Annotated in this window: 25 protein-coding genes, 1 tRNA gene, 2 pseudogenes and 1 riboswitch; of the genes and pseudogenes, 9 read left to right on the forward strand and 19 right to left on the reverse strand. The window is 60.6% G+C overall.

Features of this window, described 5'->3' with window-relative positions:
* The first annotated feature begins 10 nt into the window (after window positions 1-10).
* On the forward strand, window positions 11-481 hold the full coding sequence (locus tag AC3I65_RS06325; RefSeq protein ID WP_076385987.1) for a hypothetical protein: 471 nt from the start codon (window positions 11-13) through the stop codon (window positions 479-481).
* A 363-nt stretch (window positions 482-844) separates the two neighbouring features.
* Here the strand turns inward: AC3I65_RS06325 and AC3I65_RS06330 are convergent, their stop codons facing one another.
* Window positions 845-1,459: a hypothetical protein gene (locus AC3I65_RS06330; RefSeq protein WP_156893530.1), complete on the reverse strand. Its 615-nt coding sequence runs from the start codon at window positions 1,457-1,459 to the stop codon at window positions 845-847.
* 624 nt (window positions 1,460-2,083) lie between these two features.
* Here AC3I65_RS06330 and AC3I65_RS06335 point away from each other — a divergent pair.
* The 4 genes and pseudogenes from AC3I65_RS06335 to AC3I65_RS06350 all read left to right on the forward strand — a co-directional run.
* Complete coding sequence (locus AC3I65_RS06335) at window positions 2,084-2,449, forward strand: DUF6124 family protein (protein ID WP_076385985.1); 366 nt, start codon at window positions 2,084-2,086, stop codon at window positions 2,447-2,449.
* A 214-nt stretch (window positions 2,450-2,663) separates the two neighbouring features.
* Window positions 2,664-2,858, forward strand: coding sequence for a hypothetical protein (locus AC3I65_RS06340; RefSeq protein WP_047227996.1), 195 nt, complete (start codon window positions 2,664-2,666; stop codon window positions 2,856-2,858).
* Between the two features lie 101 nt (window positions 2,859-2,959).
* Window positions 2,960-3,145, forward strand: coding sequence for a hypothetical protein (locus tag AC3I65_RS06345; RefSeq protein WP_076385983.1), 186 nt, complete (start codon window positions 2,960-2,962; stop codon window positions 3,143-3,145).
* A 185-nt stretch (window positions 3,146-3,330) separates the two neighbouring features.
* A pseudogene (locus AC3I65_RS06350) lies at window positions 3,331-3,569 on the forward strand (type II toxin-antitoxin system HicB family antitoxin); the annotation flags it as partial.
* 73 nt (window positions 3,570-3,642) lie between these two features.
* Here the strand turns inward: AC3I65_RS06350 and AC3I65_RS06355 are convergent.
* From AC3I65_RS06355 to AC3I65_RS06410, 12 genes and pseudogenes are all read right to left on the reverse strand, one after another.
* Window positions 3,643-3,716 (reverse strand) — tRNA-Gly (locus AC3I65_RS06355).
* A gap of 162 nt (window positions 3,717-3,878) precedes the next feature.
* Window positions 3,879-4,763: an alpha/beta fold hydrolase gene (locus AC3I65_RS06360; RefSeq protein WP_047227995.1), complete on the reverse strand. Its 885-nt coding sequence runs from the start codon at window positions 4,761-4,763 to the stop codon at window positions 3,879-3,881.
* A gap of 309 nt (window positions 4,764-5,072) precedes the next feature.
* Window positions 5,073-5,765: a pseudouridine synthase gene (locus AC3I65_RS06365; RefSeq protein ID WP_139050925.1), complete on the reverse strand. Its 693-nt coding sequence runs from the start codon at window positions 5,763-5,765 to the stop codon at window positions 5,073-5,075.
* 36 nt (window positions 5,766-5,801) lie between these two features.
* Window positions 5,802-6,020, reverse strand: coding sequence for a cysteine-rich CWC family protein (locus AC3I65_RS06370; RefSeq protein WP_047227993.1), 219 nt, complete (start codon window positions 6,018-6,020; stop codon window positions 5,802-5,804).
* Window positions 6,013-6,624: pseudogene (locus AC3I65_RS06375) on the reverse strand (GGDEF domain-containing protein); the annotation flags it as partial. The gene AC3I65_RS06370 and the pseudogene AC3I65_RS06375, both read right to left, overlap by 8 nt.
* Before the next feature lie 301 nt (window positions 6,625-6,925).
* A complete protein-coding gene (gene atzF / locus AC3I65_RS06380; protein WP_488523551.1) occupies window positions 6,926-8,710 on the reverse strand; it encodes an allophanate hydrolase in 1,785 nt (594 codons plus the stop codon).
* 22 nt (window positions 8,711-8,732) lie between these two features.
* Window positions 8,733-12,362, reverse strand: coding sequence for an urea carboxylase (gene uca / locus AC3I65_RS06385; RefSeq protein ID WP_488523552.1), 3,630 nt, complete (start codon window positions 12,360-12,362; stop codon window positions 8,733-8,735).
* A 292-nt stretch (window positions 12,363-12,654) separates the two neighbouring features.
* Entirely contained in the window at window positions 12,655-13,296 is a 642-nt protein-coding gene (locus AC3I65_RS06390; protein ID WP_047227989.1) for an urea amidolyase associated protein UAAP2, read from the reverse strand.
* An 11-nt stretch (window positions 13,297-13,307) separates the two neighbouring features.
* The gene (locus AC3I65_RS06395) at window positions 13,308-14,033 is read right to left on the reverse strand and encodes an urea amidolyase associated protein UAAP1 (RefSeq protein WP_047227988.1); all 726 of its coding nucleotides are present in this window, start codon (window positions 14,031-14,033) and stop codon (window positions 13,308-13,310) included.
* Window positions 14,034-14,046: 13 nt separating this feature from the next.
* The gene (locus AC3I65_RS06400) at window positions 14,047-14,835 is read right to left on the reverse strand and encodes an ABC transporter ATP-binding protein (RefSeq protein ID WP_047227987.1); all 789 of its coding nucleotides are present in this window, start codon (window positions 14,833-14,835) and stop codon (window positions 14,047-14,049) included.
* Window positions 14,832-15,647, reverse strand: a complete 816-nt coding sequence (locus AC3I65_RS06405) for an ABC transporter permease (RefSeq protein WP_288912392.1) — start codon at window positions 15,645-15,647, stop codon at window positions 14,832-14,834. Before AC3I65_RS06405 ends, AC3I65_RS06400 begins: the two co-directional genes overlap by 4 nt.
* 15 nt (window positions 15,648-15,662) lie before the next feature.
* Entirely contained in the window at window positions 15,663-16,730 is a 1,068-nt protein-coding gene (locus AC3I65_RS06410; protein ID WP_076385971.1) for a putative urea ABC transporter substrate-binding protein, read from the reverse strand.
* A gap of 60 nt (window positions 16,731-16,790) precedes the next feature.
* Window positions 16,791-16,892: riboswitch (guanidine-I (ykkC/yxkD leader) on the reverse strand.
* Window positions 16,893-17,198: 306 nt separating this feature from the next.
* On the opposite strand from AC3I65_RS06410, the gene AC3I65_RS06415 reads away from it, so the two are divergent.
* The gene (locus AC3I65_RS06415; protein WP_076385969.1) at window positions 17,199-17,585 is read left to right on the forward strand and encodes a hypothetical protein; all 387 of its coding nucleotides are present in this window, start codon (window positions 17,199-17,201) and stop codon (window positions 17,583-17,585) included.
* Window positions 17,586-17,800: 215 nt separating this feature from the next.
* Here the strand turns inward: AC3I65_RS06415 and AC3I65_RS06420 are convergent, their stop codons facing one another.
* On the reverse strand, window positions 17,801-18,913 hold the full coding sequence (locus AC3I65_RS06420; protein WP_047227984.1) for an enoyl-CoA hydratase/isomerase family protein: 1,113 nt from the start codon (window positions 18,911-18,913) through the stop codon (window positions 17,801-17,803).
* A gap of 131 nt (window positions 18,914-19,044) precedes the next feature.
* Here AC3I65_RS06420 and ung point away from each other — a divergent pair, with 131 nt between their 5' ends.
* On the forward strand, window positions 19,045-19,737 hold the full coding sequence (gene ung / locus AC3I65_RS06425) for a uracil-DNA glycosylase (protein WP_047227983.1): 693 nt from the start codon (window positions 19,045-19,047) through the stop codon (window positions 19,735-19,737).
* 111 nt (window positions 19,738-19,848) lie between these two features.
* On the opposite strand, the gene AC3I65_RS06430 is transcribed toward ung, so the two are convergent.
* The 5 genes from AC3I65_RS06430 to AC3I65_RS06450 all read right to left on the reverse strand — a co-directional run bounded on the left by AC3I65_RS06430 (window position 19,849) and on the right by AC3I65_RS06450 (window position 24,105).
* Complete coding sequence (locus tag AC3I65_RS06430; protein WP_047227982.1) at window positions 19,849-20,886, reverse strand: AbrB family transcriptional regulator; 1,038 nt, start codon at window positions 20,884-20,886, stop codon at window positions 19,849-19,851.
* Window positions 20,879-22,393 (reverse strand): tripartite tricarboxylate transporter permease, encoded by a 1,515-nt coding sequence (locus AC3I65_RS06435; RefSeq protein WP_047227981.1) that lies wholly within the window; start codon window positions 22,391-22,393, stop codon window positions 20,879-20,881. The genes AC3I65_RS06430 and AC3I65_RS06435 overlap by 8 nt, the downstream gene beginning before the upstream one ends.
* A gap of 1 nt (window position 22,394) precedes the next feature.
* Window positions 22,395-22,853 carry a tripartite tricarboxylate transporter TctB family protein gene (locus AC3I65_RS06440; protein WP_092397315.1) on the reverse strand — a complete coding sequence of 153 codons (459 nt, stop codon included), beginning with the start codon at window positions 22,851-22,853 and terminating at the stop codon, window positions 22,395-22,397.
* Window positions 22,854-22,910: 57 nt separating this feature from the next.
* Window positions 22,911-23,888, reverse strand: coding sequence for a Bug family tripartite tricarboxylate transporter substrate binding protein (locus AC3I65_RS06445; protein ID WP_047227979.1), 978 nt, complete (start codon window positions 23,886-23,888; stop codon window positions 22,911-22,913).
* A gap of 91 nt (window positions 23,889-23,979) precedes the next feature.
* Window positions 23,980-24,105, reverse strand: coding sequence for a hypothetical protein (locus tag AC3I65_RS06450; RefSeq protein WP_256676726.1), 126 nt, complete (start codon window positions 24,103-24,105; stop codon window positions 23,980-23,982).
* 235 nt (window positions 24,106-24,340) lie between these two features.
* On the opposite strand from AC3I65_RS06450, the gene AC3I65_RS06455 reads away from it, so the two are divergent.
* Window positions 24,341-25,012, forward strand: coding sequence for a response regulator (locus AC3I65_RS06455; RefSeq protein WP_047227978.1), 672 nt, complete (start codon window positions 24,341-24,343; stop codon window positions 25,010-25,012).
* Window positions 25,005-26,396 (forward strand): sensor histidine kinase, encoded by a 1,392-nt coding sequence (locus AC3I65_RS06460; protein WP_047227977.1) that lies wholly within the window; start codon window positions 25,005-25,007, stop codon window positions 26,394-26,396. Before AC3I65_RS06455 ends, AC3I65_RS06460 begins: the two co-directional genes overlap by 8 nt.
* Window positions 26,397-26,502 lie beyond the last annotated feature (106 nt).

A 26,502-nucleotide genomic window follows, 5' to 3' on the forward strand; every position in this document is an offset into this window, starting at 1 on the left:
AGCCCAGGAAATGCCTGCTTTTGAAATTTTACCGCTCGAAGCTATTGGTCCTGTGCGTCTTGGCGTAGCACGCACTGTAGCGAGGCAAACAATGGCCGCCATTGGGTTCCCACTCGAGCATTCCCAGGACAGCGTCGATTATTTTTGCGAGTCCTGCATGCAGGTTTCCCACGGACCAAACGATGAAGTCAGCTTCATTGGTGTCTCCGGAAACCCGAACGTCACGTTCGTCTTCAAGGGCATCGATGTCTTCAGGCACTCTGCCATCGACGTGTTTTCGCTGATGGCTGCTTCGGACAATTCCGGTCCGCATGAATTCTCACCATATGAATACCTATTTCCTAACCAAATCCTGACGCTATGGGATGCGGATGAACAATATGACCGTCAAGGAGGAGAAAATCGCGAGGTCTGGGGTCAGGTCGGAATCGGTAACAGTGCTTACATGGCAGCCATTCGCGCCATCAAGACAAAGATGTGATGGTCCATCCTCTATTCAATGGAATGGTTTAAAGGGACAGCTTCGGACAAAAGGCGACCCGTTGGGAGCGGCAGCTTTCGGTCGATTCTGTTGAAAAAGTCGGCCCTGGTTTTCACGGTAGAAATGAATCGCCCCTAGTTTTGTAGACATCTCCAAGCCTCACAATTAGACCCATCAGGAGGTGCTATCAGAAACCAGCGTCACCCCGAAGAATCCAAGATCGAAGCAGTCAAACAAGTCACCAAACGCGGTTTGCGTATTGCTGATGTGGCGTAGCGCATTGAATGACTGCTTTTGGCCGATTGCTGCCGTTGGCGACCGACGGCTTTCGGCCAAAAGCAGTCATTCTGACAGTCTCCGAAACTAGTGGCGATTCGCTTTTATTCTAGTGGTTCGTGAAACCTCAATACAAGGATCAGTATTAAAATCCGGCGAAGAACCAATTCTGCTATCACTTATGGAAACCATGTCCCTCCTAATAATGTCTTGGGTTATAGTTTCAGATTCCAAACAGAATGATCCATACCAAGCTTCAACTTTGCGGAGCTGACCATGCACATCTACAGCTGTAATTTTTGCAACGAGATGAACAGGGATGGTTCTATTGCCGTCGAGTAACGATTCAGTCAGGGGCACAGTCAACCTCAACATTTTCATTGCGCCTTTATCTAATACAAAAGGCACCTCGGCAAACCTTTCATCCAATAGGGATGGAAAATACCCTCCATCAGTAACCCCATGGTAGGTTTTAATTTCTATCTTGCTAATAAGATAAGGTAAATTTCCACCGTTTGAGAATACAAGTTCTACATCGGTACCAACCTTCGCTGCGCTCGACTCTGCAAAACTGACCGCTCTAACAACTACAGAATCAACCTCTCTAACTGAATAATAAAAACTCAAGCCAGAAATAACAATTGCAAGTAACGAAAACGCCAGTGTAATGGAGTCTTGATGTTTGAAAAGTTTCGAGGCCATTGCCCCTCCATAGATACGATGAAGAATGCCGCTGCGCCCATCCTAACACCAACGAAACAGTCAGCATGTAGGCATCGGGCCACGGAGAGCTGTAAATCGCCCCCAATTTCATAGGCTCGTTCGAAACTCCTGTATTGGCCGGTTTCTGCCCTTCGCGACAGGCTGAAATCGGCCAAAAGCAGTCGTTTGAGGAGGGATAAGTCCAGTGCTGCCGGCGATTCAGTCCCAAAAAACATCAACGAAACGCTCGATGTTTATTGCGCATAAACATATCCCAAGGCGAATGTTTAAAGACACCCGGCGTTACGTCCTAAAGGCTACGACACCTTGCGTCCTTACTTACGCGTGCGTCAGAATCCGCTGGCTTGTGCGCTGTGCCCCTGGGCCCTATCGTTTACCTGCCACTGCCCATCAGTGGTCGGGTTTAGTAGCCCGGATGGTGTTAGTAAGGTGCATGAGCACCATTCAGTCAGGTCTTTCTATTCCTGCACTTGATGGTGGTTGTGCGCAGGGCGCCCTTGGGCGCGCCGGCATTGCTAATTCCACCGGTCTACTAACCTGCGCACAGCCGCCACCCTTCTTTTAGTAGAGAACGGTTGCGGCCCCAACTCTGGAATTAGACATATGTTCAAGGTTACCCCCAATCCCCCGGACATCGATCCGGTACCCTACGACGCCACTCTCGATCCTAAGAAGCTAAAAGAGGCGGCAGACCGCGCACTCAACTTCTACCTCAACCCCGGGGCGCCGAAAACGCAGATACCGCCCCGCAAGTCCGGCAACATCTTCCTCATCGACCCAACGGTGGATGACGAAACGCTGCTTGTCCATGCCTGCGAATCGCTGGCGTCGGCCAGCGATATGGCCAGTGATATCGCCGGCGCAATGGAAGGCTCGCAGCGCAACACGATGATGGTGCTGCAACAGGTGATTATGTTGAGTGAGTTAGCGGTGAATCGCGTACTGGATAACCACCAGTTACCTGGGTAGTCGCCAGGTACGTTGTGAGGGCGCCTGCGCCCTCACAACATTGATTTTGCCTACAGCCAAGCGGGAATCATCCGCTATCCACAACTGCGTAGATCGGAAATAGTGCTCCGCAGACGGACTATAGGTAATGAGCGACTGACGCCCGACAGATTTTGCTGGCTTCGCCGGCAGATAGCGACGCTCAGGGCGGCTGAGACTCTACAAGGATGACCCAATGCTCCAGGACGACCGCGATAATTTAGAGCTCGATAAGCTACTGGTCGAAACCCGAAAATTGTTGGCTGAGACGCGTAAGCTTACGGCCGAAGAAACGAAGCTGAAGCACGAAGCCTTCTGGTACCCGTACGCAGTAGGGGCTGGGGTAGTGACCGCCATTGTCGCCTTTACGGGTGTTTGGATTAAGATCTGAGTACTAGTTCGCGACAATGCGTCAAGATCAAACGGCTCAGGATTGCTAGAAACGTTTCACTGACTCAGCAGGGGCCCCGCGACCTCGGAGGAGAAAAAGACATGTCCACACATCGAAGTAGTCAATCAAGCATCGAGCAATTACATCGTGAGGTGGAGGCTTTAGCTGAAGAAATGAGGCGCCCCACCCCGACCAAATTCCGCGTTACGTGGTTGCCGTTCAGCATTGGTGCTGCGTTCGCTCTGACCGTGTTTGTTATCGTCGCTTTTGTTGCTAAGCATGTTTGAGGCTCTATCGCTGAGATGCCCTTTTTCGGCGATGCCGTGGCGGTAGCCGGCTCAAGGTGTATTCGGCTTGCAATCGGGTGCTTTCTCGATGACGTCGAGGGTGGGGGTGGGGCATCGTTTTCGTTGTATGGAGTGGAGCGAGGGAAAAAACTTTCAGCTCAGTGGCTTGCATTCGTTCCGTGGACTTTGTAGGCCACATCGCTGGTATTAAGGATGTCGTCGGGTTTCACGGCGAATCTGTCACCGAGCTTCGAGCGGCGTTTGAGGAGGCGGTAACTGATTATCTGGAGACGTGTGCCAAGCTGGGCCGAGCACCGCAGAAGCCCTATTCTGGCAATCTCAGCCTACGCCTCGCCCCGCGCTCCATACCACAGTCGCCGTAAAAGCTCAGCTTGCCCACAAAAGTATCAAACATCAGCCATAAAAAAACCGGCCACCAAGAGCCGGTTTTTTCATATCCCCCGCCAAAACCACGCGACGTGAGATCAGAATTCGATTGGAGCGGGTGAAGGGAATCGAACCCTCGTTATCAGCTTGGGAAGCTGGAGTAATGCCATTATACGACACCCGCTCAGAGCGGCTGACTTTGTACCAGATGTGGGCGCGGATTTGAAGTTTTTCTTTACGGGCGCAGCGGTGACGCGTCTACGCAAACCTCAAACCAGAGCGGTCGTTCGCGGGCAAGCCCCGTGTCTGTTGGGGCAGAGCGGGGCTTGCTCGCGAGGACTCGGTTTCACATAGCCAGGGCATGGTAGTCCTGCACGTAGTTGTAGCGCGGTCGGCTTTCTTGGTGGGGCTGCTTGAGGAAACCCAGCAGGGCATCACGGCTGTCGCGGCAGGCGGCTTTGTGTTCCATGTCCAGGAAATGCCCCGTGGCTTGCAGCGTGCTGAAGGTGCTGTGTTGCACGTGGTCGGCGAAAACCTTGGCATCGGTGGCCGAGGTGTATTCGTCCCATTCGCCGTTCAGGAACAGCACCGGCACGTTGATTTTTTTCGCCGCGTTGACGTAGCACAACCGGTCGCTGTGGAGCACGTCGTTGATGTGGAAATGCATCTGCCCATATTCGTGCTCGGCCAGGCTGCTGACGTGGCGATAGTTGAAGCGCTTGAACAGCGGCGGCAAGTGTTTGCCGATGGTGCTGTTGACCAGATGTCCCACGCGGTCACCGTCCAGGCTGCCCAGGTAATCCACGCCGCGTTCCAGGTAGTCGCGCATCGGTGCATTGAGCACTGGGGAGAACGAGCTGATCACCGCTTTTTCGATGCGCCGTGGACGCTGGGCCAAGGCGGTGAGGGTGGCGGCGCCGCCCCAGGAAAAAGACAGCACATGCTCTGCGGCAAAGTGATCGATCAACTCCAGGAGGATCTGGCCTTCGATCTCTTTGGTCAGCATCTTTTCATGGCGGTTGTGGGGCTTGGACTTGCCCGCATAGGGTTGGTCGTACAGCACGACGTTGAATTGCGGGTAGAGGTTTTTGGCGGTCTGTGCAAACGACGCGGTGGTGGCCATCGAGCCGTTGACCAGGATGATGGTCTTTTGCGCGGCGTCTGCGCGATAGAACTCCGTGTAAACCCGATACTGACCCTGTATATCCAGCACAGCGATTTCTGGCCTCATGTCATAAGACTCCTGGCAAGCGGGTATGCGCGCAATGAGATTGCACGAGCAATGTGACAGGTAGGCATACGCCTGAAAGATAAGGCCCATGTCGATCCACGAAAGCCGGTCGACGGGTATTGTTATGGCGGGCAGTTTGCCGGAGTTAAGAAGGAACCCGAGGAGGCTCCGGCCGGCAAAAAGTTTCTTGGAAGTATGTGGTGACTCATCGGTCACATTTCGGCCGACGGTTTGATTCAAGCAGTGGACCGGCCGTCGCGCAAGTGTTGTTTGACAATTGTCCGACACTTCTGCCGAGCGGTCATACGATCAGATCAGCTGGATCTCTTCAGGGCTCAGGGCGCGGTATTGGCCTGGCTCAAGCTCGGCGTCCAGCAGCAGCGGTCCCATGCGTTCACGGTGCAGGCGCAACACCTTGTTGTCGAAGTGGCCGAACATGCGTTTGACCTGGTGATAGCGGCCTTCAACGATGCTCAGTCGCGCCGATCTTGGCCCCAGCAGGAGCAGTTCCGCAGGCTGGGTGGTGAGGTTTTCGAAAGCGAAGTACAGCCCGCGCGCGAAGGTAACGGCGTATTCGGCGGTGATGAGTTGCTCGGTCTCGACGTAATAGACCTTGGGCAGTTTGGTCTGCGGTTGGGTCAGGCGCCGTGACCAACTGCCGTCATTGGTGATCAGCATCAGCCCGGTGGTGTTGAAGTCCAGCCGCCCGGCGATGTGCAGGTCGTCCTTGTCTGGCTCATCCAGCAGGTCCAGCACGGTGGGGTGTTGCGGGTCGCGGGTGGCGCTGACGCAACCGGGCGGTTTGTGCAGCATGAAATATCGGGGTGGGCGACCGGCTTGCAGCACCTGTTCATCGACTTCGACCCGGCTGAATTCGCGCACCTGTGCATGAGGGTCGCTGATGATCTGCCCGTCGATCCGCACTCGGCGTTCCACCAACAATAACCGGACTTGTTGGCGATTGAAACGCGGCAGATTACTGAGGAAGCGGTCAAGGCGCATGGGGCAGGTCAGGCAAGAGAGCGAAGGGCGGGCATCTTACGCGATCGGCTGCGGCTTGGCCCGCAACTGGGTTTCGACCTGGGCGCAACGTGGGCACAGGCAGGACTGATCGCGCAGCTCGGCCGGCAATGCTTCAAGCACGGCCGGGTCGATGCTCACGCCGTAACACCAGCAGGCGCGGTCGGCGGTTCGCGGGTCGGCCAGGGTGCAGTCATTGCTGGCGCCACAGGCCGGGCACAGGTCAGGTTTATTCATAGCTGGAGTGAGGCATCTGTACACAGGTTCGGTTGTTCCCGGTTTGCCGGGCGCGTTGCAGCGCATGATCGGTCCGCGACAGCAAGCTGTGCAAGGTATCTTCGTCCTGCAAGGTGGTGAGGCCGATGCTGACGGTGACCCGCAGCTCTTTGCCACTGCAGAAATAACGTTGTTGTTCGATCCGTTGACGAATTTTCTCAGCGATCTTCAGACCGTTCTGCCCGTCGGTGTCCTTGAGCAGCACAATAAACGTCTCGCCACTCCAGCGGCACACGATGTCCGAATGCCGCAGGCTGTCGGTCAAGTCGCGAGCGAACCCGGTCAACAACTGGTCGCTGGCGATGTGACCATGGGTGGAGTCCAGTCGCTTGAACTCGTCCAGTTCCAGCAGCAGCGCCGCCAGGGGTTGGGGTTCACGTTGGGCTTCGTGCAGGGCTTGTACCGCCAACAGGTCGAAGCCACGGCGGTTGGGAAGTTCCGTCAGGCTGTCGAGGGTGGCCTGGGCGTCGATGCGGCGTTGGTAGCTGCTGATCAATTGATAAAGGATTGCCAACACCGCCAGCGTCACGATCAGGCCGATCAGCAGGTTCAGGTACAGCGTCCTGAGCGTGTGGTCCCGTACCGAAGTGTTGGCAGCGTGGTAGCCCAACAATGAAATGATCAGAAAGCCTGCACCTAGCAGCCCCGCCACGAGCAGGAGCGGCTTGCGCTGGGAATACAACGGCGAACGGAGCGACATGGCGATTTCCTTGGCGCAGACCCAATGAAATCAGTTTAGTGGCCTTGTAGGAAAAGGTGCTCGGATTTGCAGGTTTGTAAAGGGTGGCGAGGGATTTACCGAAGTGCAGCGGCCGCAAAAGCGTCTGCTTCGCAGCCGAGCGGGAGCAAGCTCCCTCGCCACACAATCACAACTTTTTCAGACTATCTAAATAAGCCCGCCATCCCCCCAAATGGCTGATGTCCTGCGCGCCCGTCAAACCATACGGCTCACAAATGAATCCGCTTTCCCAGCGGCCGTCGGCCAGTTGTACCTTGCCCAGCCCAAGCGGCGCGGGGATGCCGGTCAGGAACGAACCGAGTTCGCTGCTCGGCAATTCCCAAACCTCCACCTCGATGGCCACGCCGTCTTCACTGACCCGCAGCATGCCGGGGCGCAGAGGCGGGCCACCGGCCAGTGCGTAGAGACGGTAATCGGCTGAGCTGTGGGTGGCCTCGATCAGACGGGCTCCGCGTTGCTGGAGCTGCCAGTTCAGCGCCAAACCGTCCAGATGCGCCCCGCACACCACCAGCCGCGCCCGGTCATGGCGAGCCGGGTTGGCCGGCGCCGGCACGGCCGGCGCTTGCTGGCGCTGCAAGGCGTCGGCGACGCTTAACAGGTATTGATCGGTGAAGGCCCGACCGAACAGCGTCACGCCCCAAGGCAAGCCGTTAGCCATGAATGCGCTGGGAACAGCGACGGCAGCGTAGTCCAGCAGGTTCATGAAGTTGGTGTAATAACCCAGCTCCGAGTTGCGCAGCACCGGTTCGGCGGCCAGCTCGGCGAGGGTCACCGGGCGGCCGATGGTCGGGGTGAGTACGCAATCGAGCGTTTCCATGGTGCGATCGCATTGGGCTTTGAGCACTTGCAAACGGTACTGGGCACGGAAGGTTTGTACGCCATCCACGGTAGGCGCTTTCGCCAATACGGCGCGGATAACTGGCAGTACGGCGTCGGGCTCGCGCTCCATCAACTCCCCGGCAACGCTGTAGCGCTCAGCCACCCAGGGCCCTTCATAAAGGAGCCGGGCGGCCTCCAGAAACGGGGACAGATCCAGTTCCACCGCTTCGCCGCCCAGGCCCTTGAGGCGCTCGATGGCCGCTTGAAACAGTTGTGGACCTTCGTGGCAGCCGAAAAAAGCCAGGTCTTGCCGACGAGGCACACCGAAGCGAAAGCTGCGTGGCGCGCCGAATGCTGAGCCGTCGTTCCACAGCGGGTTGCGGCGGCTGTACTCATCGCGTGGGTCGAGACGGGCTGTCAGCGCCAGTAACTGGCTGGCTTCCCGCGCCGTTGCGGTGAAGGTCGTGACGCAGTCCAGCGTGCGACAGGCCGGCACCACCCCCGCCGTGGAGATCAATCCCTTGGTGGCCTTCAAACCCAGCAGATTGTTCAGCGCCGCCGGCACCCGACCCGAACCAGCGGTATCGGTGCCCAGGGCAAAACTTGCCACACCCAGGGCCACCGCCAGTGATGAGCCGGCACTTGAACCGCCGGCCGGATAGTCGGGCAGCACGCTATTGCGACAGGCACCGTAAGGCGAGCGGGTGCCGTTGAGCCCGGTGGCGAACTGGTCGAGATTGGTCTTGCCCAGAGGAATCGCGCCCAAGGCCAGTAGCTGCTCGACAAGGGTGGCCGAACGTTGCGGCACGTAGCTGAACGCCGGACAGGCGGCTGTGGTGGGAATACCTGCCAGGTCGATGTTGTCCTTGATCGCGAACGGCACGCCATACAGCGGCAGGTTTTCCAGATCCTGGCCCTCCAGCGCGACGAGGTAAGGTTCCAGCTCCTCGGGCGTCAGCAGGTGGATGAACAGGTGGTAGTCCGGGTTCAGCGCCGCGGCTTTTTCCCGCAGGCTCAACAGTAGATTACGGGGTGTAAGTTCACCGCTGCGGTAGGCGTCGCGCAGATCGTCCAGGCGTAAAGATGGGGTCATGGCATTAATCCTTTGATTGAGTTCAGTCACGTTCCAGCACCACCACACGTTGTCCGGCGCGCACCGCCGAGCCGGGCTGTACACGAATCTGGCGCACCACTCCGGACACGGGGGCGAGGAGTGGGATCTCCATCTTCATCGACTCCAGAATCACCAGTACGTCACCCGCGCTGACCCGAGCATCCACCTGCACCTGGACCTGCCAGAGATTGCCAGCGATGTGGCTATCGACACTGAGTTGATCTTCGCTCAGCAGTGAATCTTCGCTGGGCGCGGGTGCCGGTTCTTCGCTGTCGAAGTGCGCCTGGCCACTGGCGATCCACCGCTCGCGCTCGGCATTGAAGGCGCCTTGTTGCTGCGCCCGGAACGCGGCGATGCTGTCCGCCTCCTGCGCCAGGAAGCGCTGGTAATCAGCAAGGTTGAGCTGACCGTGTTCGATGTTCAGGTCGAAACGGCCCAGCGGGAAGTCCCGGCGGATGCGCAGCAGTTCATCGGCGCTGACCGGGTAGAAGCGGATCTGGTCGAAGAACCGCAACAGCCAGGGTTTGCCGTCGAATGCGGCGACCTCGCGATAACGATTCCACATCTGCAACGTGCGCCCGACGAACTGATATCCACCTGGGCCTTCCATGCCGTACACACACATGTACGCACCGCCGATGCCCACCGAGTTTTCCGCAGTCCAGGTGCGGGCCGGATTGTATTTGGTGGTCACCAGCCGATGCCGAGGGTCCAGTGGCGTGGCGACCGGCGCGCCGAGGTAGACATCCCCAAGGCCCATCACCAGGTAGCTGGCGTCGAACACCGTGCGTTGCACTGCGTCGAGGTTGGGCAGGTCGTTGATACGGCGGATGAACTCCAGGTTGCTCGGGCACCAGGGCGCGTCCTTGCGCACAGTGGTCATGTATTTTTCGATGGCCAGCTGGCAGGCCGGATCGTCCCAGGACAGCGGCAGATGCACGATGCGTGACGGCACCTGCAGATCCTGCGCGGCGCACACCGCGTCCCATTCACCGCTGAGGATCTGCAGTAGTTCGGCCAGCGGCAGTTGTTCGGGTTGGTAATGCACTTGCAACGAACGAATACCCGGCGTGAGGTCGATTACGCCGGGCAACTGTTTGTGCTCCAGCGCCTGCATCAAGGCATGGGCGCGAAAACGCAGCACCAGATCCAGTTCGGGAGCGCCTATCTCCAGCAGCAGGTGCGTGTCGCCGGCCAATCTCGCCACCAGGCGGGTATCGTCCTGACCGATATCCAACACCACAGGCGACCCAAACCCCTGTGGGAGCGAGCCTGCTCGCGATGGGGCCAGATCAGACTCCGCATCCACTTCATCGCGAGCAGGCTCGCTCCCACATTGATTCCATTCCAAGGTCAGAGAGCGGGCGGTCTTCAGGTCCACCGGCACAAACCGCACCCTGTCCCCGGCCTTCAGTTGCCCCAGTTGCCAAAGATCCGCCTCGATCACCGTCACCGGGCAGACGAAACCACCCAGGCTCGGGCCGTCGGGACCGAGGATGACGGGCATGTCGCCGGTGAAGTCCACGGCGCCGATGGCATACGGGTTGTCATGGATGTTGGAGGGGTGCAGTCCGGCCTCGCCGCCGTCGGCGCGTACCCATTCGGGTTTCGGCCCGATCAGGCGAACGCCGGTTCGGCTGGAGTTGAAATGCACTTCCCAGGCCGTGTCGAAGAAGGTGTGGATGTAGCGCTCGGTGAAGTATTCCGGCGCGCCATGGGGGCCGTAAATCACGCGGACCTGGCGCACGTCGGGCAGCTCCAGAGTGGGCTCGCTCGTGTGCGCCACGGTCGCGCGCTCATCCAGGGGCGCCAGGTGCAACACGTCGCCGGTACACAAGGCCCGCCCCCCATGGCCGCCGAACTGGCCGAGGGTGAAGGTGCTTTTACTGCCCAGGTAATCCGGCACTTGCACGCCGCCTTGCAGGCACAAGTAACTGCGCGCCCCGGCGCCGGCGATGGTGCCGATCGCCAACGTGGAACCGGCAGGAATCGACAGCGCAGTGTTCATCGGCACAGCTTCGTCATCGAGGGTCAGTGCAATGACCGCGCCGGTCACGGCCACCCTGGCAGCGCAGTTGAAACGCAGCAACGGCCCGCTCATGGTGATTTCCAGCGCCGCGGCGCCTTCTTCATTGCCCAGCAGGCGATTGCCCAGGCACAGCGAGCGGCTGTCCATCGGTCCCGATGGCGGAACACCCACCGCCCAATAGCCGAGTCGGCCGGGGTAGTCCTGAATGCTGGTCTGGGTGCCGGGGCTGAGCACTTCAAAAGTGTGGGCGCGATAGACCAGCGCCTCAAGGCAGCGAGTCCAGGGCTGGCCGCTGGCAAAGGGTGAATCGAGGAGAATCTGTTGCAGGTAGTCGCGGTTGGTTTCCACGCCGTACAACAGGCTTCCATTCAGCGCTTGATGCAAGCCCAGGCGTGCCTGCTCACGGGTCGGCGCCCAACGAATGACTTTGGCGATCATCGGGTCGAAGTAGGGCGGAATCTGGCAACCGGCCTCGACCCAGGTGTCGATGCGCAGTTGTCTGCCTTCGGCTGGCGGCCATTGCACAGCGGTCAGTAGCCCCGGGCTCGGCTGGAAGTCCCGGCCTGGATCCTCGGCATACACGCGCGCCTGAATCGCATGGCCCTGGGCTCGCAACCCCTGGCTCAACTCGCTCAGGGGCGGCAGGTCCCCGGCGGCCAGTTGCACCATCCAGCGCACCAGGTCGATGTTCCACACTTGTTCGGTGACGCCGTGCTCCACTTGCAGGCGGGTGTTCACTTCCAGAAAGTAAAAGCGCCCGGCGTCACTGTCGAACACGAACTCCACGGTGCCGGCGCTGCGGTAGTTGACCGCCTGGGCTAGTTGAATCGCTGCTGCGCAGAGCTCCTCGGCCATACCTTCGGGCAAGTTGGGCGCAGGGGTTTCTTCGATGACTTTCTGGTTGCGCCGCTGCACCGAGCAGTCGCGCACGCCCAGTGCGATCACCTGGCCCTGGCCATCGCCGAATACCTGAACCTCAAGATGTCGAGCCCGCTCGATGTACTTCTCGATGAACACGCCGGCATCGCTGAAGTTGTTCTGGCCCAAGCGCTTGACCGCTTCGAATGACTCGCTCAACTCGGCGGCATCGCGACAGACACGCATGCCGATGCCACCGCCCCCGGCGGTGCTTTTGAGCATGACCGGATAGCCGACCTGGTTGGCGGCCAGTAGCGCGGCGTCGAGGCTGTCGAGCAGTTCGCTGCCTTCGAGCAGTGGCACGCCGTGCCGGCGAGCCAGGTCGCGGGCGGTGTGCTTGAGGCCGAATACACGCAGTTGCTCTGGCGTCGGGCCGATGAAAGCGATGCCGGCGGCCTCGCAGGCCTGCGCGAAGGCGGCGTTTTCCGAGAGAAAGCCGTAGCCGGGATGGATCGCCGTCGCGCCGCTGCTTTTGGCGATTGCCAGCAGCTTGTCCACCGCCAGATACGTACCCGCTGCCGCACCTTCGCCCAGGCAGTGGGCTTCGTCGGCCTGCAGGATATGCAAGCTGGCCGCATCGGCCTGGGAATACACCGCGACGCCTTCGACCTTCAGCTCGCGCAGGGTCCGCAGGATCCGGCAGGCGATGGCGCCACGGTTGGCGATGAGGATTTTTTTGAACATGGCGTAACCCCCTCAGGCATGAATGTCAGCCTGAACTGGGATGCGGGCCGTCCCGCAGTTTTCGATGGCCGACGGGGTCGTCCCCGTGAGCGAAACCTTCCTTAAATAACACCGCTAGACCCTGTGGGAGCGAGCTTGCTCGCGATAGCGGCGGCTCATCCAACCTTGATGTACCTGACAGATCGCTATCGCGAGCAAGCTCGCTCCCACAGGGGATCAGGGCGTTATTTGATGCACTGCCCCGACCGGCTCTGGCACAACGCAAACAGCCAGCGGCGCAGGCGGGTGAGTTTCAGTTCCATATCAAAAGCTCCGCTGGCGTGGGGTTGTAGGCGTTGCACGGGTTGTTCAGTTGCGGGCAGTTGGAGATCAGGACGATCACGTCCATCTCGGCCCGCAGGTCGACGTATTTGCCGGGCGCCGAAATCCCATCCTCGAACGTCAGGCCGCCGTCGGCGGTGACCGGCACGTTCATGAAGAAGTTGATGTTCGGTCCGATGTCGCCCTTGCCCAGACGACCGTCGTGGGCGCAGGCCCGCAGGTAGTTGTCGCGGCAGCTGTGCATGTAGCGTTTTTCCAGGGCGTAGCGCACGGTGTTGCTTTCCTGGGCGCAGGCGCCACCGAGGGTGTCGTGGCGCCCGCAGGTGTCTTCAACGATGGTCAGCATGGGCTGGCCGAGGTTGGAATACAGCACGCTGCCGGTGCTCAGGTACACGCTGTTCTGCCGGCGCAGGGTGCGCTGCACGTCGTAGCGTTCCTTGGGATTGGCCAGGCTGTAGAACAGCGTATCGACCGCCTGGTTGCCTTCCAGGTCGAGGATGCGCAGGGTCTGGCCGGCCTTGACCTCCACCAGCCAGGGTTCCCCGGCGGGAATGGTGGCGCGGTAGATAGCGGCGTCGGGCTGCTTTTGCAGGGTGGCGATGGCAAGTGACATGGCAGCGATCCTCAGGCGAACAGGCGGTCGGTATTGATGAAGCCGCGCTGGTTTTCCGGGCGCGAGTTGCGGCAGTGCTCGGCCACGCTGGGCTCGGCGTTCATCCAGCTGAGCTTGAGCGGTTGCGGGGCGTATTGCGGGTTCGGGTCCATCGGGTGTTGCAGCGCAGTCAGCACCACCAGGGTGTCCATCGGTGCGTAGAGTTCGATGTAATCGCCGGCCTTGGCGTTGCCTTCAACGAAGTGAAAGTTGCCGGCCTCATCGACATCGACCCGGCTGAACAGGTTGAGGGTCATCAGCAGGTCGGACAGGCCCAACCCCCATTTGCCCAGCTCCACCAACAGGTTGTCGGTGCCGTTGCGAAAGAACCCGTTACGCAGTTCCTGATAGCGGCCCTGGCCGTATTTTTCAGCCACTTCCTCGGCGCAGAGCACACCGCCTAGGCTATCGCTCCAGCCGCACGTGTCGGCGGTGATCGCCGCTAGCACCCGGCCCATGTCCGAGTACAGGCAATGGCCGGTGGTGAGTTTGGCGGTGTGTTGGCATTTGAGGCTGTCGGGCAGGTTCAGGCGCTCGGTTTTCTCATTGGCATTGAGCAGCGTCAGGCTCACGTTGGCTCCGCCGCGCAGATCGGTCAGGCGCAGCAGTTGACCGCGCTTGAGCACGAAGGAGCGGTGGCCGCCACCGGGCAGCAGCTCTTCGGCGAAGGGAGGAAACAATTGGGTCGAATCGGTCATGGGAAAACTCCTTTCAAGCGATACGCAATGCGCCGGCCAGTTCGGCGGGCAGGGCGTCGACGGCGGCACGGGCGGTGCGGCGGTCGCTGTTCAGTGGAATGTCATAGGTGATGCGCGCGCCATAGGCGCCGGGGGCATGGGGATCGACGCGAACCTTGTCGAACACCAGCAGGCGTGTGCCGAGGCTGAATCCTTCGGACAGGTCATGGGTGACCATGAACACCGTCAAGCGGGTTTCGCGCCACAGCTCCAGCAACAGGGCGTGCATGTCTTTGCGAATGCCGGGATCGAGTGCGCCGAAGGGTTCGTCCAGCAACAGGACACGGGGTTTCATGATCAGCGCCTGGGCGATGGCCAGCCGCTGTTGCATGCCCCCGGACAACTGCGCCGGGTATTTGTCCAGTGCATGGCCGAGGCCGACCTTGTTCAGCAGATGCGCGGCCTCTTCACGGGCCTGGCGTTTGGCGCTGCCGAACAGGCGTCCCAGCAGCGGCGAGCGCGGCAGTTCCAGGCCCAGGGCAACGTTGTTCAGCACCGTCAGGTGCGGGAACACTGAGTAACGCTGGAACACCACGCCACGGCTGGCATCCGGCTCACCAGCCAGAGGCTCACCGTCCAGCAGAATCTGCCCGCGACTGGCGCGCTCCTGGCCCAAGAGCAGCCGCAGAAAGGTTGATTTGCCACAACCCGACGCCCCCACCAGCGTGCAGAACTCGCCTTCGGCGACGCTCAGGTTCAAGCGTTCGAGCACCACCTGATCGGCGTACTGCTGCCAGACGTTATTGACCTTGATGAAACTCATGCCTTCGCCCCCTCATACCAGGGGAACGCTCGCCGGGTCAGGTGCTTGAGACCCCAGTCCATCAGCCAGGCGAGCAAGGTGATCCACACCACGTACGGCAAGATCACATCCATCGCCAGGTACCGGCGCACCAGGAAAATCCGATAGCCCAGCCCATCGGTGGAGGCGATGGCTTCGGCGGCGATCAGAAACAGCCAGGCCGAACCGAGCATCAGCCGCAGGGAAATCAACAGGCGTGGCAGCAATTGCGGCAGCACCACCCGCAGCATCAAGGTCCAGGTCGAAGCGCCGAGGGTCTGGGCCTTGATCAGCAGCTCGACCGGAATTTCCCGGGCGCGCTGTTCCAGGTCCCGGGCCAGACACGGGGTGATGCCAATGACGATCAGCATCACTTTCGACAATTCTCCCAGACCGAAGACGATGAACAGAATGGGCAGGATCGCCAAGGGAGGCACCATCGACAGCACGGTGAGCAACGGCGAGAGCGGCGCGCCGAACAGCGGCAGCGTGCCGGCGGCGATGCCCAGGCACAGGCCGGCCAAGGCGCTGATGCCCAGGCCGATTGCCAGTCTGCGCAGGCTCGATGCGGTGTCTTGCCAGAGCAGGTAATCGCCACTGCGCACGTCAGCGGTGAAGGCCAGGCGTTTGACTGCATCGGCCATCTGCACTGCGCTGGGCAGCAGCTTGTCGTTGGGGTTGTCCGTCAACCGTTCGGCCGAGCCCATAAAGTAGGCGAACAGCACCAGCGCGAAGGGCAGGATCACCAACAACAGGCGGCTGGGGCGATCCGGATAGCGGTTGATCAGGCGCATGCCAGCTCCTCCGGTTTACAGCTTGGCGTCGGCGGCCAGTTGCACGTAGGTCGGGTCAAAGCGCAGCTTGAGGTTGGCCTTGTCGCCGCTGGTCACGCCATTGGCAAACGTCATGCCGACTGCGTTGGTGTCCTTGGCGCCTTCGCCGAGCAAACCGTGCTGGAACGAAAACTCGGCGACCTTGCGCATGGTGGCGGGCAGTTGCTCGCTGGTGGCGAAGCTCAAGGCCTCCTTGGGCGTGGCGAACAGCTTGGTGGTGTCCAGTTGCGACTGGAATCCGGCCAGATCGGTGCCCGAGGCTTTGGCCATGTGTTCGAGTGCGGTCTTGCTGGCGGCGTTTTTTGCATCCATCAGCGCCACCACTTCAAACCAGGCACCGGTCAACGCTTTGCCCAGGGCCGGGTTGTCCTGCAGGGTCTGGGTGTTGACCACCATCATGTCCATGATCTCCCCAGGGATCTGGCTGGAATTGAACACCTCGCTCACGCCGGGCTGGGCCTTGATGTCCGAGAGCATCGGGTTCCAGGTGGTGACGGCCTTGACCTGGTCGGTATTGAAGGCCGCGGAGATATCGGCATCGGAGGTGTTGACGACTTTGAGGTCTTTCTCGGTGAGACCGACCGAGTCCAGGGCGCGGGCCAGCAGGTAATGGGAGACCGACAACTCCACCAGATTGACGTCCATGCCCTTGAGGTCGGCGACTTTCTTGCCGTCACCCTTGAGCACAATGCCGTCATTGCCATTGGAAAAATCGCTGACGATCAGCGCGGTGCTGTCCACGCCGCCGGCGGCGGGAATGGTCAAGGCGTCCATGTTGGTCATGGTGCAGCCATCGAACTGACCGGCGGTGTATTGGTTGATGGATTCGACGTAGTCGTTGAGCTGCACGACATCGATGGTGATGCCGTATTTTTTCGCCCATTTATCGACAATGCCTTGGCTGCCGGCGTACTCCCAGGGCATCCATCCGGCGTAAATGGTCCAGCAGACGCTGAAATGGTCTTTTTGCGCGGCAGGGGACGAGGGGCTTACGAGGGCCGAGAACGTAGCGAGGAGCAGGGCGCAAAGACGAAGCTTGAGCATGGTGGTTCTCCAGTTGATCAAGGGCGGACAGGAGCAACGCGGCACCGCGAACGGTGGCTTGTCTCCCGGGCTTTTGTCCCGCCGTGTAACCTCAACTGGAGGTCGCCAACTCTCGGACCAGCCACTCGCCAGAGGCGAGCCGGAACCCTAGTCAGCCATTGCAAATTGTGGTGCCGCGAACCTGTGATGACTCCTGCACGGAGTTTGTTAAAGCGAGAGCCGTGCCAAGTAGCGTAAAGGCCCGGTCCAAAGCGGGTGGGGGGGAGAACAGCGCGGCGTCGCCAGTGGGTTTGTGCATGGTTGTGGTGCTTTATCGCACCGGGATGAGGCACGGAGCACATGTTTCAACTTATTGCCGGGGCGCACCAGATTCGGATTTCGCTGTCAGATTAATCGTCAGTCACCCAATAGATGACTGCCGCCCGCCAGCGTCGCTGATGTGGCTCATTAGCGGTCCAGGAGGCCGCCATGTATCGACGACTTCTGCTCATTGCGTTTCTGGGTTTGACACTTTCGGCATGTGTTCCTTACGACGGAGGCTCAAGCTACTACCGTTCCGAGGTCTACACCTCACCGGCGCCGGTCTATTACGGTGGCGGGAGCTACTACTCGGCACCGCGCGGCTATTACGCACCGCGGTATTACCAACCGGCACCGCGCTATTACTCGGCGCCGCGCTACTACCAACATGGCCCGCGCTACTACTCGCCACCGCGCACGGCATACCGGTCTCATCCACACCGGGGCGGCTGGGACGGCCATAACCGGGGCGGCTGGAATGACGACCGTCGTGGTCGAGGCGGACGTGATCATCGGGGACGCGGTGATCATGATGGACGGCGTAACCACCGCTGATTCATCGGCAGCAAAAAGCGGCGCATTGAGCGCCGCTTTTTTGTGCCTGTAACAAACCCGATGGGATAACGCTTGTGGGAGCAAAGCTTGCTCGCGATGACAGGGGATCAGTTAGCTTCGCGGCGACTGGCATACCGCTATCGCGAGCAAGCTTTGCTCTCACAGAATGTCGCTCTCACAGAATGTCACTCTCACGGGTGTGCCACCCAGGTTCTTTACTCGTTAGACAAATCCGCCAGCGGATGCCGCCCTTCCCAGGCCTTGTGAAAATGCGCCTCGACCGCTGCTGCGGGGACATGGTTGATGTCCGGCCAGTGCCAGCGGGGCTTGTGGTCTTTGTCGATCAGCCGCGCCCGCACGCCCTCGCTGAATTCAGGGTGTCGGCAGCAGTTGAGGCTCAAGGTGTACTCCATGCGCAACACACTTGCCAATGACAAATGCCGGGCTCGGGCGATCTGTTCCCAGACCAGATGAGCAGTCAGCGGGCAGCCTTCGGTCATGGTCTTGGCCGCCCGGGCGATCAATGGGTCTGAATGGTCCACCAGCAGGCTGAGGGTTTTCCAGGCGCAGCGCACATCGCTGACATCCAGCCATTCGTCGATTTTCTGCCGGCGCGGTAGCCATTGCGCCTCGGGTAATTGGGCGACGGCTTCCTGTTGCAAGGCCTTGAGCAAGCTGTTGAGCTGCATGGGCGTCTGTTCCTGCCAATTGAGTTGCAGCAGGCCTTCGATCAGATCGTCCTGTTGTTCATCCAACAGAAAACGGTCGGCCAGACCCAGGTCAATGGCGTCCCGGGCATTCATATGGGCGCCCGTCAGGCCCAGGAACAGGCCAAGCTTGCCGGGCAGCCGCGACAGGAACCAACTGGCGCCGACATCCGGGTACAGGCCGATGCTGATTTCCGGCATCGCCAGGCGCGTGCTCGGTGTGACGATCCGAATATTCGCGCCTTGCAACAACCCCATGCCGCCGCCAAGCACGTAGCCATGGCCCCAGCACACCAAGGGCTTGGGAAAAGTGTGCAGGTTGAAGTCCAGTCGGTACTCCGCGGCAAAAAATTGCGCCGCCAAGGGCGGTACTTCACCTGGTTGAGCGCGGCAGGCCTCTACCAGGCTGCGCACTTCGCCGCCGGCGCAAAACGCCTTGGCGCCGTTGCCACGCAACAATACACAGACGATTTGCGGTTCTCTGGCCCAGGCGTCGAGACGATCGCGCAGGGCGTTGATCATCGGCAAGGAGAGGGCATTCAAGGATTTTTCAGCATCCAGGGTGGCGATGCCGATACGGGCGCCATTGATGCCAGTGAGTTCTTCGAAGTGCAGATTCATCGTGACCTCGATCAGAAATTTGAATGATCAGTATGACCGCTGCGTAGGAAAGTGCCGGTTCTGCGTCAGATCAATTGACAAGCCATGTAGGCTTTCCTAGGGTGCGCCCATTGTTTTTACCGGGTGCAACCATGACTGCTGACGACCGTATCAAACTCGAACCGAGCTGGAAGCAAGCCCTGCGTGCCGAGTTCGACCAGCCCTATATGGCAGAGTTGCGTGAATTTCTGCGTCGGGAGTACGCCGCCGGCAAGGAAATTTACCCACCGGCATCGTTGATTTTCAATGCCCTCAACTCCACGCCGCTGGACAAGGTCAAGGTCGTGATCCTCGGCCAGGACCCTTACCACGGCCCAGGCCAGGCTCATGGCTTGTGCTTTTCGGTGCAGCCGGGCGTGCCGGCGCCGCCCTCGCTGGTGAACATCTACAAGGAATTGAAGCGCGACCTGAATATCGACATCCCGAATCACGGCTACCTGCAAAGTTGGGCCGACCAGGGGGTGTTGCTGCTCAACACCACCATGACCGTGGAGCGTGCCAATGCCAATTCCCACGCGGGCAAGGGATGGCAGCACTTTACTGATCGGGTCATTGAAGTGGTCAGTGAGCACCAGCCGCATTTGGTCTTTCTACTGTGGGGCGCTCATGCCCAAGGCAAGCAGAAGCTGATTGATGCCACCAAACACTTGGTGCTGACCTCCGTCCACCCGTCGCCGCTGTCGGCTTACCGCGGTTTCCTGGGGTGCGGGCATTTCAGTCGGGCCAACAAGTTTCTTGAGCAACAGGGCGAAGCGCCGATTGATTGGCGGTTGCCGCCGGTTTAAAGCGTTGGCCGGGCAGGCCCCATCGCGAGCAGGCTCGCTCCCACACTGATTTGTGTACGCCGCAATATCCTGTGGGAGCGAGCCTGCTCGCGATGAAGGCGCCGCGGACGATCAGACCGAACCCGGCTTGCGAATCCAATACCTGAACAACGGCTCCGCCAGAAACAGCACAAACAGCAGTCGCATCACCTGCAACGCCGTCACCAGCGGTACCGACAGTTGCAGCGTCTCCGCCGTCAGGCTCATTTCCGCAATACCGCCGGGCATCATGCCCAAGGTCAGTGACCGCAAGTCCAGGTGGGTCAGCGTGCTCAGGCCCAGAGCCGCGAGGGTTGCGATCAGCATCGTCAACACCGTGCCGATCAGCGTACGTCCCATGAACGACGGCGCGCGGCGGAAGAACTGCCGGTTGAAATGACAACCCAATCCGCTGCCGATCAGCCACTGGCCGATCTGGCTGCCACCGTCGGGCAGGCCGATGTGCAGATCCCAGCCGATGCTCACCGCCGCACTCACCAGCAACGGTCCGAACAGCCACGGGTTGGGTTGGCGCAAACGCTCCCAGCCCCAGGCGAGCAGGGCGCCCGCCGGGAACAGCAGCGCCAGCCACAGCCAGTCCACCGTGGCAGCGTGCTGCACCGGGGCGCCTTCGCCGAGCAAGTATTTGAAAGCGGCCGGTACGCACAGCACCACCACCAGTACCCGCAGGCTCTGGCCGGCAGCGACGCGGCTCAGGTCGGCGCCATTGCGGGCACCGAGGTTGACCATCTCGCCGGAACCGCCCGGCATGCTGGAGAAAAAAGCGGTGGCGCGGTCTTCGCCAGTGCGGCGCATCAGCCACACACTCACCACGCTGGACACGCTGGTGATCAGCGCGCCGAAGAAGATCAGGCCAAAATGGCTCAGCACCTGCTCCATCACCACCGGGGTGAAGTGCAGGCCGATACCGATGCCGACCACCCACTGGCCGCATTTACGGCCGCCAGGGATTTCCATCAGTTGCCACGGTGTGAGGCAGCGCACCAGGATGATCGCCAGCAACGAGCCAACCATCCAGGGCAAAGGCCAGCCGATCAGGCTGGCCAGATAACCGCCGGCCAGACCGACCAGCGGTGTTCCCCACCATTGTCTGAGTGTAGCTTTAGACATTGGCCAGGGCGCGACGTTGAGCCGAGCGACGGCGCCAGATCCGCAGCAATGGCATCAGCAGCATGATAACGGTCAATACCCAGCAACCCAGGGTGATCGGGCTCGACCAGAGGATTTCCAGCGCACCGTTGGAAATCGACAGCGCACGACGCAGGTTCTGTTCCATCAGGCCACCGAGGATGAAGCCCAACAGGACCGGCGACAACGGGAAGTCCAGCTTGCGCAGGATGTAACCGAAGATGCCGATGCCGATCATCAGGAACAGGTCGAACGTGGTGGCGTGCACCGCGTAGACGCCGATCCCGGTGATGATCGCGATGACCGGTACCAATGCCCAGTTCGGCACCGCCAGGATACGGGTGAAGACGCGGATCATCGGGATGTTGAGGATCACCAGCATGATGTTGGCGACGAACAACGAGGCGATCAGGCCCCAGACGATGTCAGGTTGTTGCTGGAACAGCAGCGGACCCGGGGTGATGTTGTACAGCGACAGCGCGCCGATCATCACCGCCGTGGTACCGGACCCCGGAACACCCAGGGTCAGCATCGGCACCAACGCACCGCAGGCGGCGCCGCCGATGGCGGTTTCCGGGGCGGCGAGGCCACGCTTGTCACCTTGGCCGAACGTACCGCTTGCACCGGCGATGCGTTTTTCCGTCATGTACGCCACGGCACTGGCCAGCGTCGCACCGGCACCTGGCAACACGCCCATGATGAAGCCAAGCACGCCGCATCGCATGTTCACCCAGAACACCGACGCCGCTTCCTTGACGTTGAACATCATCCGTCCGGTGGCTTTCACCGCTTCCTGGCCGCGATGGGTCTTTTCCAGCAGCAATAGAATTTCACTGATGGAGAACAGGCCCAGCACCAGCACGACGAACTGGATGCCGTCGGTCAAATGGATATTGTCCCCGGTGAAACGGTAGACGCCGCTGTTGGCGTCAATCCCGACGCAGGACAGGAACAGCCCGATCAGCGCCGCGATGAAGGTCTTGAGCGGGCGGTCTCCGGCCATGCCGCCGAGACAGACAATGGCGAACACCATCAGGACGAAGTATTCCGCCGGTCCGAAGGCAATCGCCCATTTGGCCAGCAGCGGGGCGAACAGCACCATCCCGCAAGTGGCAATGAATGCACCGAGGAACGAACTCCACGCCGACAGCGAAAGGGCGACGCCGGCCATGCCTTTGCGGGCCATCGGGTAACCGTCCAGGGTGGTCATGACGGTGGAGGCTTCACCCGGGATGTTGAGCAGGATCGAGCTGATTCGCCCGCCGTATTCGCAACCCAGGTATACGGCCGCCAGCAGGATCAGGGCCGACTCCGGTGGCAGACCGAGGGCGAATGCAATCGGGATCAGCAACGCCACGCCATTGATCGGGCCCAGGCCCGGCAGCAGGCCGACCACGGTGCCGATCAGGGTGCCGCTCAGGGCGGTAACGAGGTTGTAGGGGGTCAGTGCAACGCCAAAACCCTGGCCGAGATAATTCAGGGTATCCATATCAATTCTCCAGGACGTCGAGCAGGCCCAGGGGCAGCGGCACGTCCATCAGCTTGTCGAACAACAGATAGAGACCGATGGCCATCAGGCTGATGATCACCACGCTCGGCACCCAACGACCGCCATACAGGCGCGCCATCGGAACCCCGACCACAATGCTGGCGAGGATGAAACCCAGGGGTTCGAAGGTCCCGGCGAATATCAGCAGCAGCACTACGCAGATGCCGATTTTCTGCAGGGTCTCGCGATCCAGTTGCGGATCTTCGTCGCTGTGCACGATGGGCGTCGGACGAAACACCATATAAAGCAGGGCCAGGCTCAGCAGCCCGATCATCAGCAAGGGGAAGGCGCGCGGCCCGACCGGTTCGTAGGAAAAGGCTGCCTGGTAGGGCCAGGCCATCAGCGCGAGGCCGACGCAAACCAGCAGCAGCACTGAAGCGAAAATACGTTGGATGAGCATGACTAACTCCTGGGCGGCGCCGCAGTGATGCAGGCGCCGCCGCGAGAACAGAGGCGATTACTGGACCAGGCCAAACTCTTTGGCCAGCATCTTGTAGTCGGCCACTTGCTTCTTCACGTAGGTGTCCAGTTCCGGACCGGTCATGGCGAACGGAAACAGTTCGCGCTGGTCACGCAGCTTGGCGAAGTCTTCGGAAGCCAGCAGCTTGTCGAATGCATTTTTCCACCAGGCGTAGTCTTCATCACTGACCTTCGGCCCGAGGTAGAAGCCACGAACCACTGGCCAGACGATCTCGTAGCCTTGTTCACGGGCGGTCGGGATGTCTTTCATTTCCGGCTCATCCAGGCGCTTCTCGGCGAACACCGCCAGCAGGCGCATGTCGCCGCTCTGGATGTGTGGCATGGAGTCGGAGATGTCCGTACTGCCTACCTGAATATGGCCGCCCAGCAGGGCCGTTGCGATCTCGCCACCGCCTTCGAGCGCCACGTAGCGCAGTTTGCGCGGGTCGATACCGGCGGCCTTGGCGATCAGCGCGGTTTGCATCCAGTCCTGGCTGCCCACGGTGCCGCCGGAACCGATGACCACGGAGCCTGGATCTTTCTTCAGTGCCTGTACCAGATCATCGAGGTTCTTGTAGGGCGAATCGCTCTTGACCGCGATGGCGCCATAGCTGGTGCCAACGGCTGCCAACCAGCGAACGGCGTTTTCGTCGAAACGCCCGAATTTGCCTTGGGCCAGGTTCAGCAGCGAGCCACTGGACCAGGCCACCAGCGTGCCGGCGTCGGCCGGGCGCTGAGCGACCACTGCGTTGTAGGCCACTGCACCGACGCCGCCGGGCATGTAGGTCACACGCATCGGTTTGGTCAGCAGTTTTTCGTTCACCAGGGCGCTTTGGGCCAATTTGCACGTCAGGTCAAAACCGCCGCCAGGCGCGGCCGGGGCGATGCATTCCGGACGCTTGGGTTCGGCGAGCAACTGCCCGGCGAACATCAGGCAACCAGCGGCCAGGGCTACTTTACGCAGTGATAGGTTCATTTTTGTCTCCACAGGAGTTGTTGTTGTGTGTTGCACATTTGCCGTTGTCGGACCCTTCGGGAATCGACAGCGGGCCATCAGGAGCGATAGGTCACGTGGCGTAGACGCACAGAGACGACGGTGCAAGACCGGCGAAAGCGGCGGCGCAAGTGAAGGCGATCTGGTTGAGGCGGGAAGGGCGAGCAGGCGTCGGGGCCTGGGGCTGTATGGACAGCATGGTGAATACTCCGCTCTATTGTTCTTATTTGGCGAAAACGCTTCGGGGCGTTTTTCGTTCGCGAGGTGCCTCGCGACCGGCAGTCGAAACTTGCCGTTGGAGGACTGTAACCGGCCAACCTTTCGCTAACCTTTCAAAAGCTTTCACGATGTTTTTGGCTTCACAGAGGTGGATGCGGCTGTAAACTCCGCGCCACAGAATGGTGCCGACCATCCCTGAATCGAGGTGAAACCCAATGCGTGTCCTGCTCGTCGAAGACCATCTCCAGCTGGCCGAAAGTGTAGCCCAGGCGCTCAAGAGCACCGGTTTGACCGTGGATGTGCTGCACGACGGGGTGGCGGCCGACCTGGCCTTGAGCAGCGAGGAGTACGCGGTCGCGATTCTCGATGTAGGGCTGCCACGCATGGACGGTTTCGAGGTGCTGGCCCGGCTGCGGGCCCGCGGCAAGACCTTGCCGGTGTTGATGCTGACTGCCCGTAGCGACGTCAAGGACCGGGTCCATGGTCTGAACCTGGGCGCTGACGATTACCTGGCCAAGCCGTTCGAGCTCACGGAGCTGGAGGCTCGGGTCAAGGCACTGTTGCGCCGTAGCGTATTGGGGGGCGAACGCCAGCAGCGCTGTGGTGGGTTGATTTATGACCTGGACACCCGCCGCTTCACCCTCGACGACGAATTGCTGACCCTGACTTCCCGCGAGCAGGCCGTGCTGGAGGCGTTGATCGCTCGGCCAGGGCGGGTGATGAGCAAGGAGCAGCTTGCGGCTCAGGTGTTCGGCCTGGACGAAGAGGCCAGCCCCGATGCCATCGAAATCTACGTCCACCGCCTGCGCAAGAAACTCGACGGCCATGCCGTGGCGATCGTGACATTCCGTGGCCTGGGCTACCTGCTGGAAACCCGCGATGCATAAGCCCGACAGTTTACGTTGGCGACTGCTCTGGAACCTGGCACTGCTGTTGGTGGTACTGATGCTCGCCAGTGGTCTGAGTGCCTATTGGAACGGTCGCGAAGCTGCGGACACGGCCTACGACCGCACGCTGCTGGCCTCGGCCCGGACCATCGCCGCCGGCCTGTCGCAACGCGACGGCAGCCTCAGCGCGGATGTGCCTTACGTGGCCCTGGATACCTTTGCCTACGACAGCGCCGGGCGTATTTACTACCAGGTCAATGACATCCACCAGAAGCTGATTTCCGGCTACGAAAACCTCCCAGGTCCCCCGCCCGGTACGCCGCGTACCGACGATTACCCGGCCCTGGCGCGCTTTTATAACGCCAGCTATCAGGGGCAGGATGTGCGGGTGGTGAGCCTGCTCAAGGCGGTGAGTGAACCGAACATGAATGGCATGGCGGAGATTCGCGTGGCGGAAACCGAAGAGGCGCGGATCAGCATGGCCCGCGGCTTGATGGCCGACACACTGTTGCGCCTGGGTATGCTGGCGGTGGGTGCGCTGCTGATGGTGTGGTTCGCCGTCAGTGCCGCCTTGCGCCCCCTGGAGCGCTTGCGCACGGCGGTGGAGGAACGTCAGCCGGATGATTTGCGGCCATTGCCCCTGGTGGAGGTCCAGCATGAACTCTGGCCACTGGTGCGGGCCCTCAACCATTTCACCGAGCGTCTTCGTGGGCAATTCGAACGTCAGGCGCAATTCATCGCCGACGCCGCCCATGAACTGCGCACGCCTTTGGCTGCGCTGAAGGCCCGGCTTGAGCTGGGGCTACGCGCCAGCGAGCCGGCAATCTGGCGTGAAACCCTGGAAACCGCGGCCCAAGGCACGGATCGGTTGACCCATCTGGCGAATCAGTTGCTGTCCCTGGCGCGTGTCGAAAATGGTGCCCGGGCCATCGCCGAGGGCGGCGCGCAGTTGCTTGATCTCAGCCAATTGGCACGGGAGCTGGGTATGGCCATGGCCCCGTTGGCCCATGCCCGTGGCGTGGCGTTGGCTTTGGAAGCCGACGAACCGGTATGGCTGCGAGGTGAGCCGACCTTGTTGAACGAGTTGTTGAGCAACCTGGTGGACAACGCCCTGGCCCATACCCCATCGGGCGGCAATGTGATCCTGCGGGTCACAGCGCCTGCGGTGCTTGAGGTCGAGGACGACGGGCCGGGCATCCCGCCGCATGAGCGAGACCGCGTGTTCGAGCGCTTCTATCGACGCAATCAGCAAGTGGCCGGTTCGGGTCTGGGGTTGGCTATCGTCGGTGAAATCTGCCGTGCGCACCTGGCGCAAATCACGCTGCATGATGGGCAGGAGGGTGGTTTGAAAGTTAGGGTGAGCTTTATCCCCGGTTCAGATTGATCCAGAGCCGAGCTCTATTGTGGCGAGGGGATTTATCCCCGCTGGGCTGCGAAGCAGCCCCAAACTGGCGATTTAGGTGTATCAGACAGAACGCCAAGGGCCGCTT

It is taken from the genome of Pseudomonas sp. N-1-13 (assembly GCF_057787095.1).

Bases quoted from the DNA above. Each gene is read 5' to 3' on its own strand.
- AC3I65_RS06430 (WP_047227982.1), bottom strand. From the start codon at position 20,886: ATGTCTAAAGCTACACTCAGACAATGGTGGGGAACACCGCTGGTCGGT.
- AC3I65_RS06460 (WP_047227977.1), top strand. From the start codon at position 25,005: ATGCATAAGCCCGACAGTTTACGTTGGCGACTGCTCTGGAACCTGGCA.
- AC3I65_RS06435 (WP_047227981.1), bottom strand. From the start codon at position 22,393: ATGGATACCCTGAATTATCTCGGCCAGGGTTTTGGCGTTGCACTGACC.
- AC3I65_RS06405 (WP_288912392.1), bottom strand. From the start codon at position 15,647: ATGCGCCTGATCAACCGCTATCCGGATCGCCCCAGCCGCCTGTTGTTG.
- AC3I65_RS06360 (WP_047227995.1), bottom strand. From the start codon at position 4,763: ATGAGGCCAGAAATCGCTGTGCTGGATATACAGGGTCAGTATCGGGTT.
- AC3I65_RS06370 (WP_047227993.1), bottom strand. From the start codon at position 6,020: ATGAATAAACCTGACCTGTGCCCGGCCTGTGGCGCCAGCAATGACTGC.
- AC3I65_RS06340 (WP_047227996.1), top strand. From the start codon at position 2,664: ATGCTCCAGGACGACCGCGATAATTTAGAGCTCGATAAGCTACTGGTC.
- AC3I65_RS06420 (WP_047227984.1), bottom strand. From the start codon at position 18,913: ATGAATCTGCACTTCGAAGAACTCACTGGCATCAATGGCGCCCGTATC.
- AC3I65_RS06335 (WP_076385985.1), top strand. From the start codon at position 2,084: ATGTTCAAGGTTACCCCCAATCCCCCGGACATCGATCCGGTACCCTAC.
- atzF (WP_488523551.1), bottom strand. From the start codon at position 8,710: ATGACCCCATCTTTACGCCTGGACGATCTGCGCGACGCCTACCGCAGC.
- ung (WP_047227983.1), top strand. From the start codon at position 19,045: ATGACTGCTGACGACCGTATCAAACTCGAACCGAGCTGGAAGCAAGCC.
- AC3I65_RS06330 (WP_156893530.1), bottom strand. From the start codon at position 1,459: ATGGCCTCGAAACTTTTCAAACATCAAGACTCCATTACACTGGCGTTT.
- uca (WP_488523552.1), bottom strand. From the start codon at position 12,362: ATGTTCAAAAAAATCCTCATCGCCAACCGTGGCGCCATCGCCTGCCGG.
- AC3I65_RS06450 (WP_256676726.1), bottom strand. From the start codon at position 24,105: ATGCTGTCCATACAGCCCCAGGCCCCGACGCCTGCTCGCCCTTCCCGC.
- AC3I65_RS06390 (WP_047227989.1), bottom strand. From the start codon at position 13,296: ATGTCACTTGCCATCGCCACCCTGCAAAAGCAGCCCGACGCCGCTATC.
- AC3I65_RS06445 (WP_047227979.1), bottom strand. From the start codon at position 23,888: ATGAACCTATCACTGCGTAAAGTAGCCCTGGCCGCTGGTTGCCTGATG.
- AC3I65_RS06345 (WP_076385983.1), top strand. From the start codon at position 2,960: ATGTCCACACATCGAAGTAGTCAATCAAGCATCGAGCAATTACATCGT.
- AC3I65_RS06455 (WP_047227978.1), top strand. From the start codon at position 24,341: ATGCGTGTCCTGCTCGTCGAAGACCATCTCCAGCTGGCCGAAAGTGTA.
- AC3I65_RS06395 (WP_047227988.1), bottom strand. From the start codon at position 14,033: ATGACCGATTCGACCCAATTGTTTCCTCCCTTCGCCGAAGAGCTGCTG.
- AC3I65_RS06365 (WP_139050925.1), bottom strand. From the start codon at position 5,765: ATGCGCCTTGACCGCTTCCTCAGTAATCTGCCGCGTTTCAATCGCCAA.
- AC3I65_RS06410 (WP_076385971.1), bottom strand. From the start codon at position 16,730: ATGCTCAAGCTTCGTCTTTGCGCCCTGCTCCTCGCTACGTTCTCGGCC.
- AC3I65_RS06400 (WP_047227987.1), bottom strand. From the start codon at position 14,835: ATGAGTTTCATCAAGGTCAATAACGTCTGGCAGCAGTACGCCGATCAG.
- AC3I65_RS06415 (WP_076385969.1), top strand. From the start codon at position 17,199: ATGTATCGACGACTTCTGCTCATTGCGTTTCTGGGTTTGACACTTTCG.
- AC3I65_RS06325 (WP_076385987.1), top strand. From the start codon at position 11: ATGCCTGCTTTTGAAATTTTACCGCTCGAAGCTATTGGTCCTGTGCGT.
- AC3I65_RS06440 (WP_092397315.1), bottom strand. From the start codon at position 22,853: ATGCTCATCCAACGTATTTTCGCTTCAGTGCTGCTGCTGGTTTGCGTC.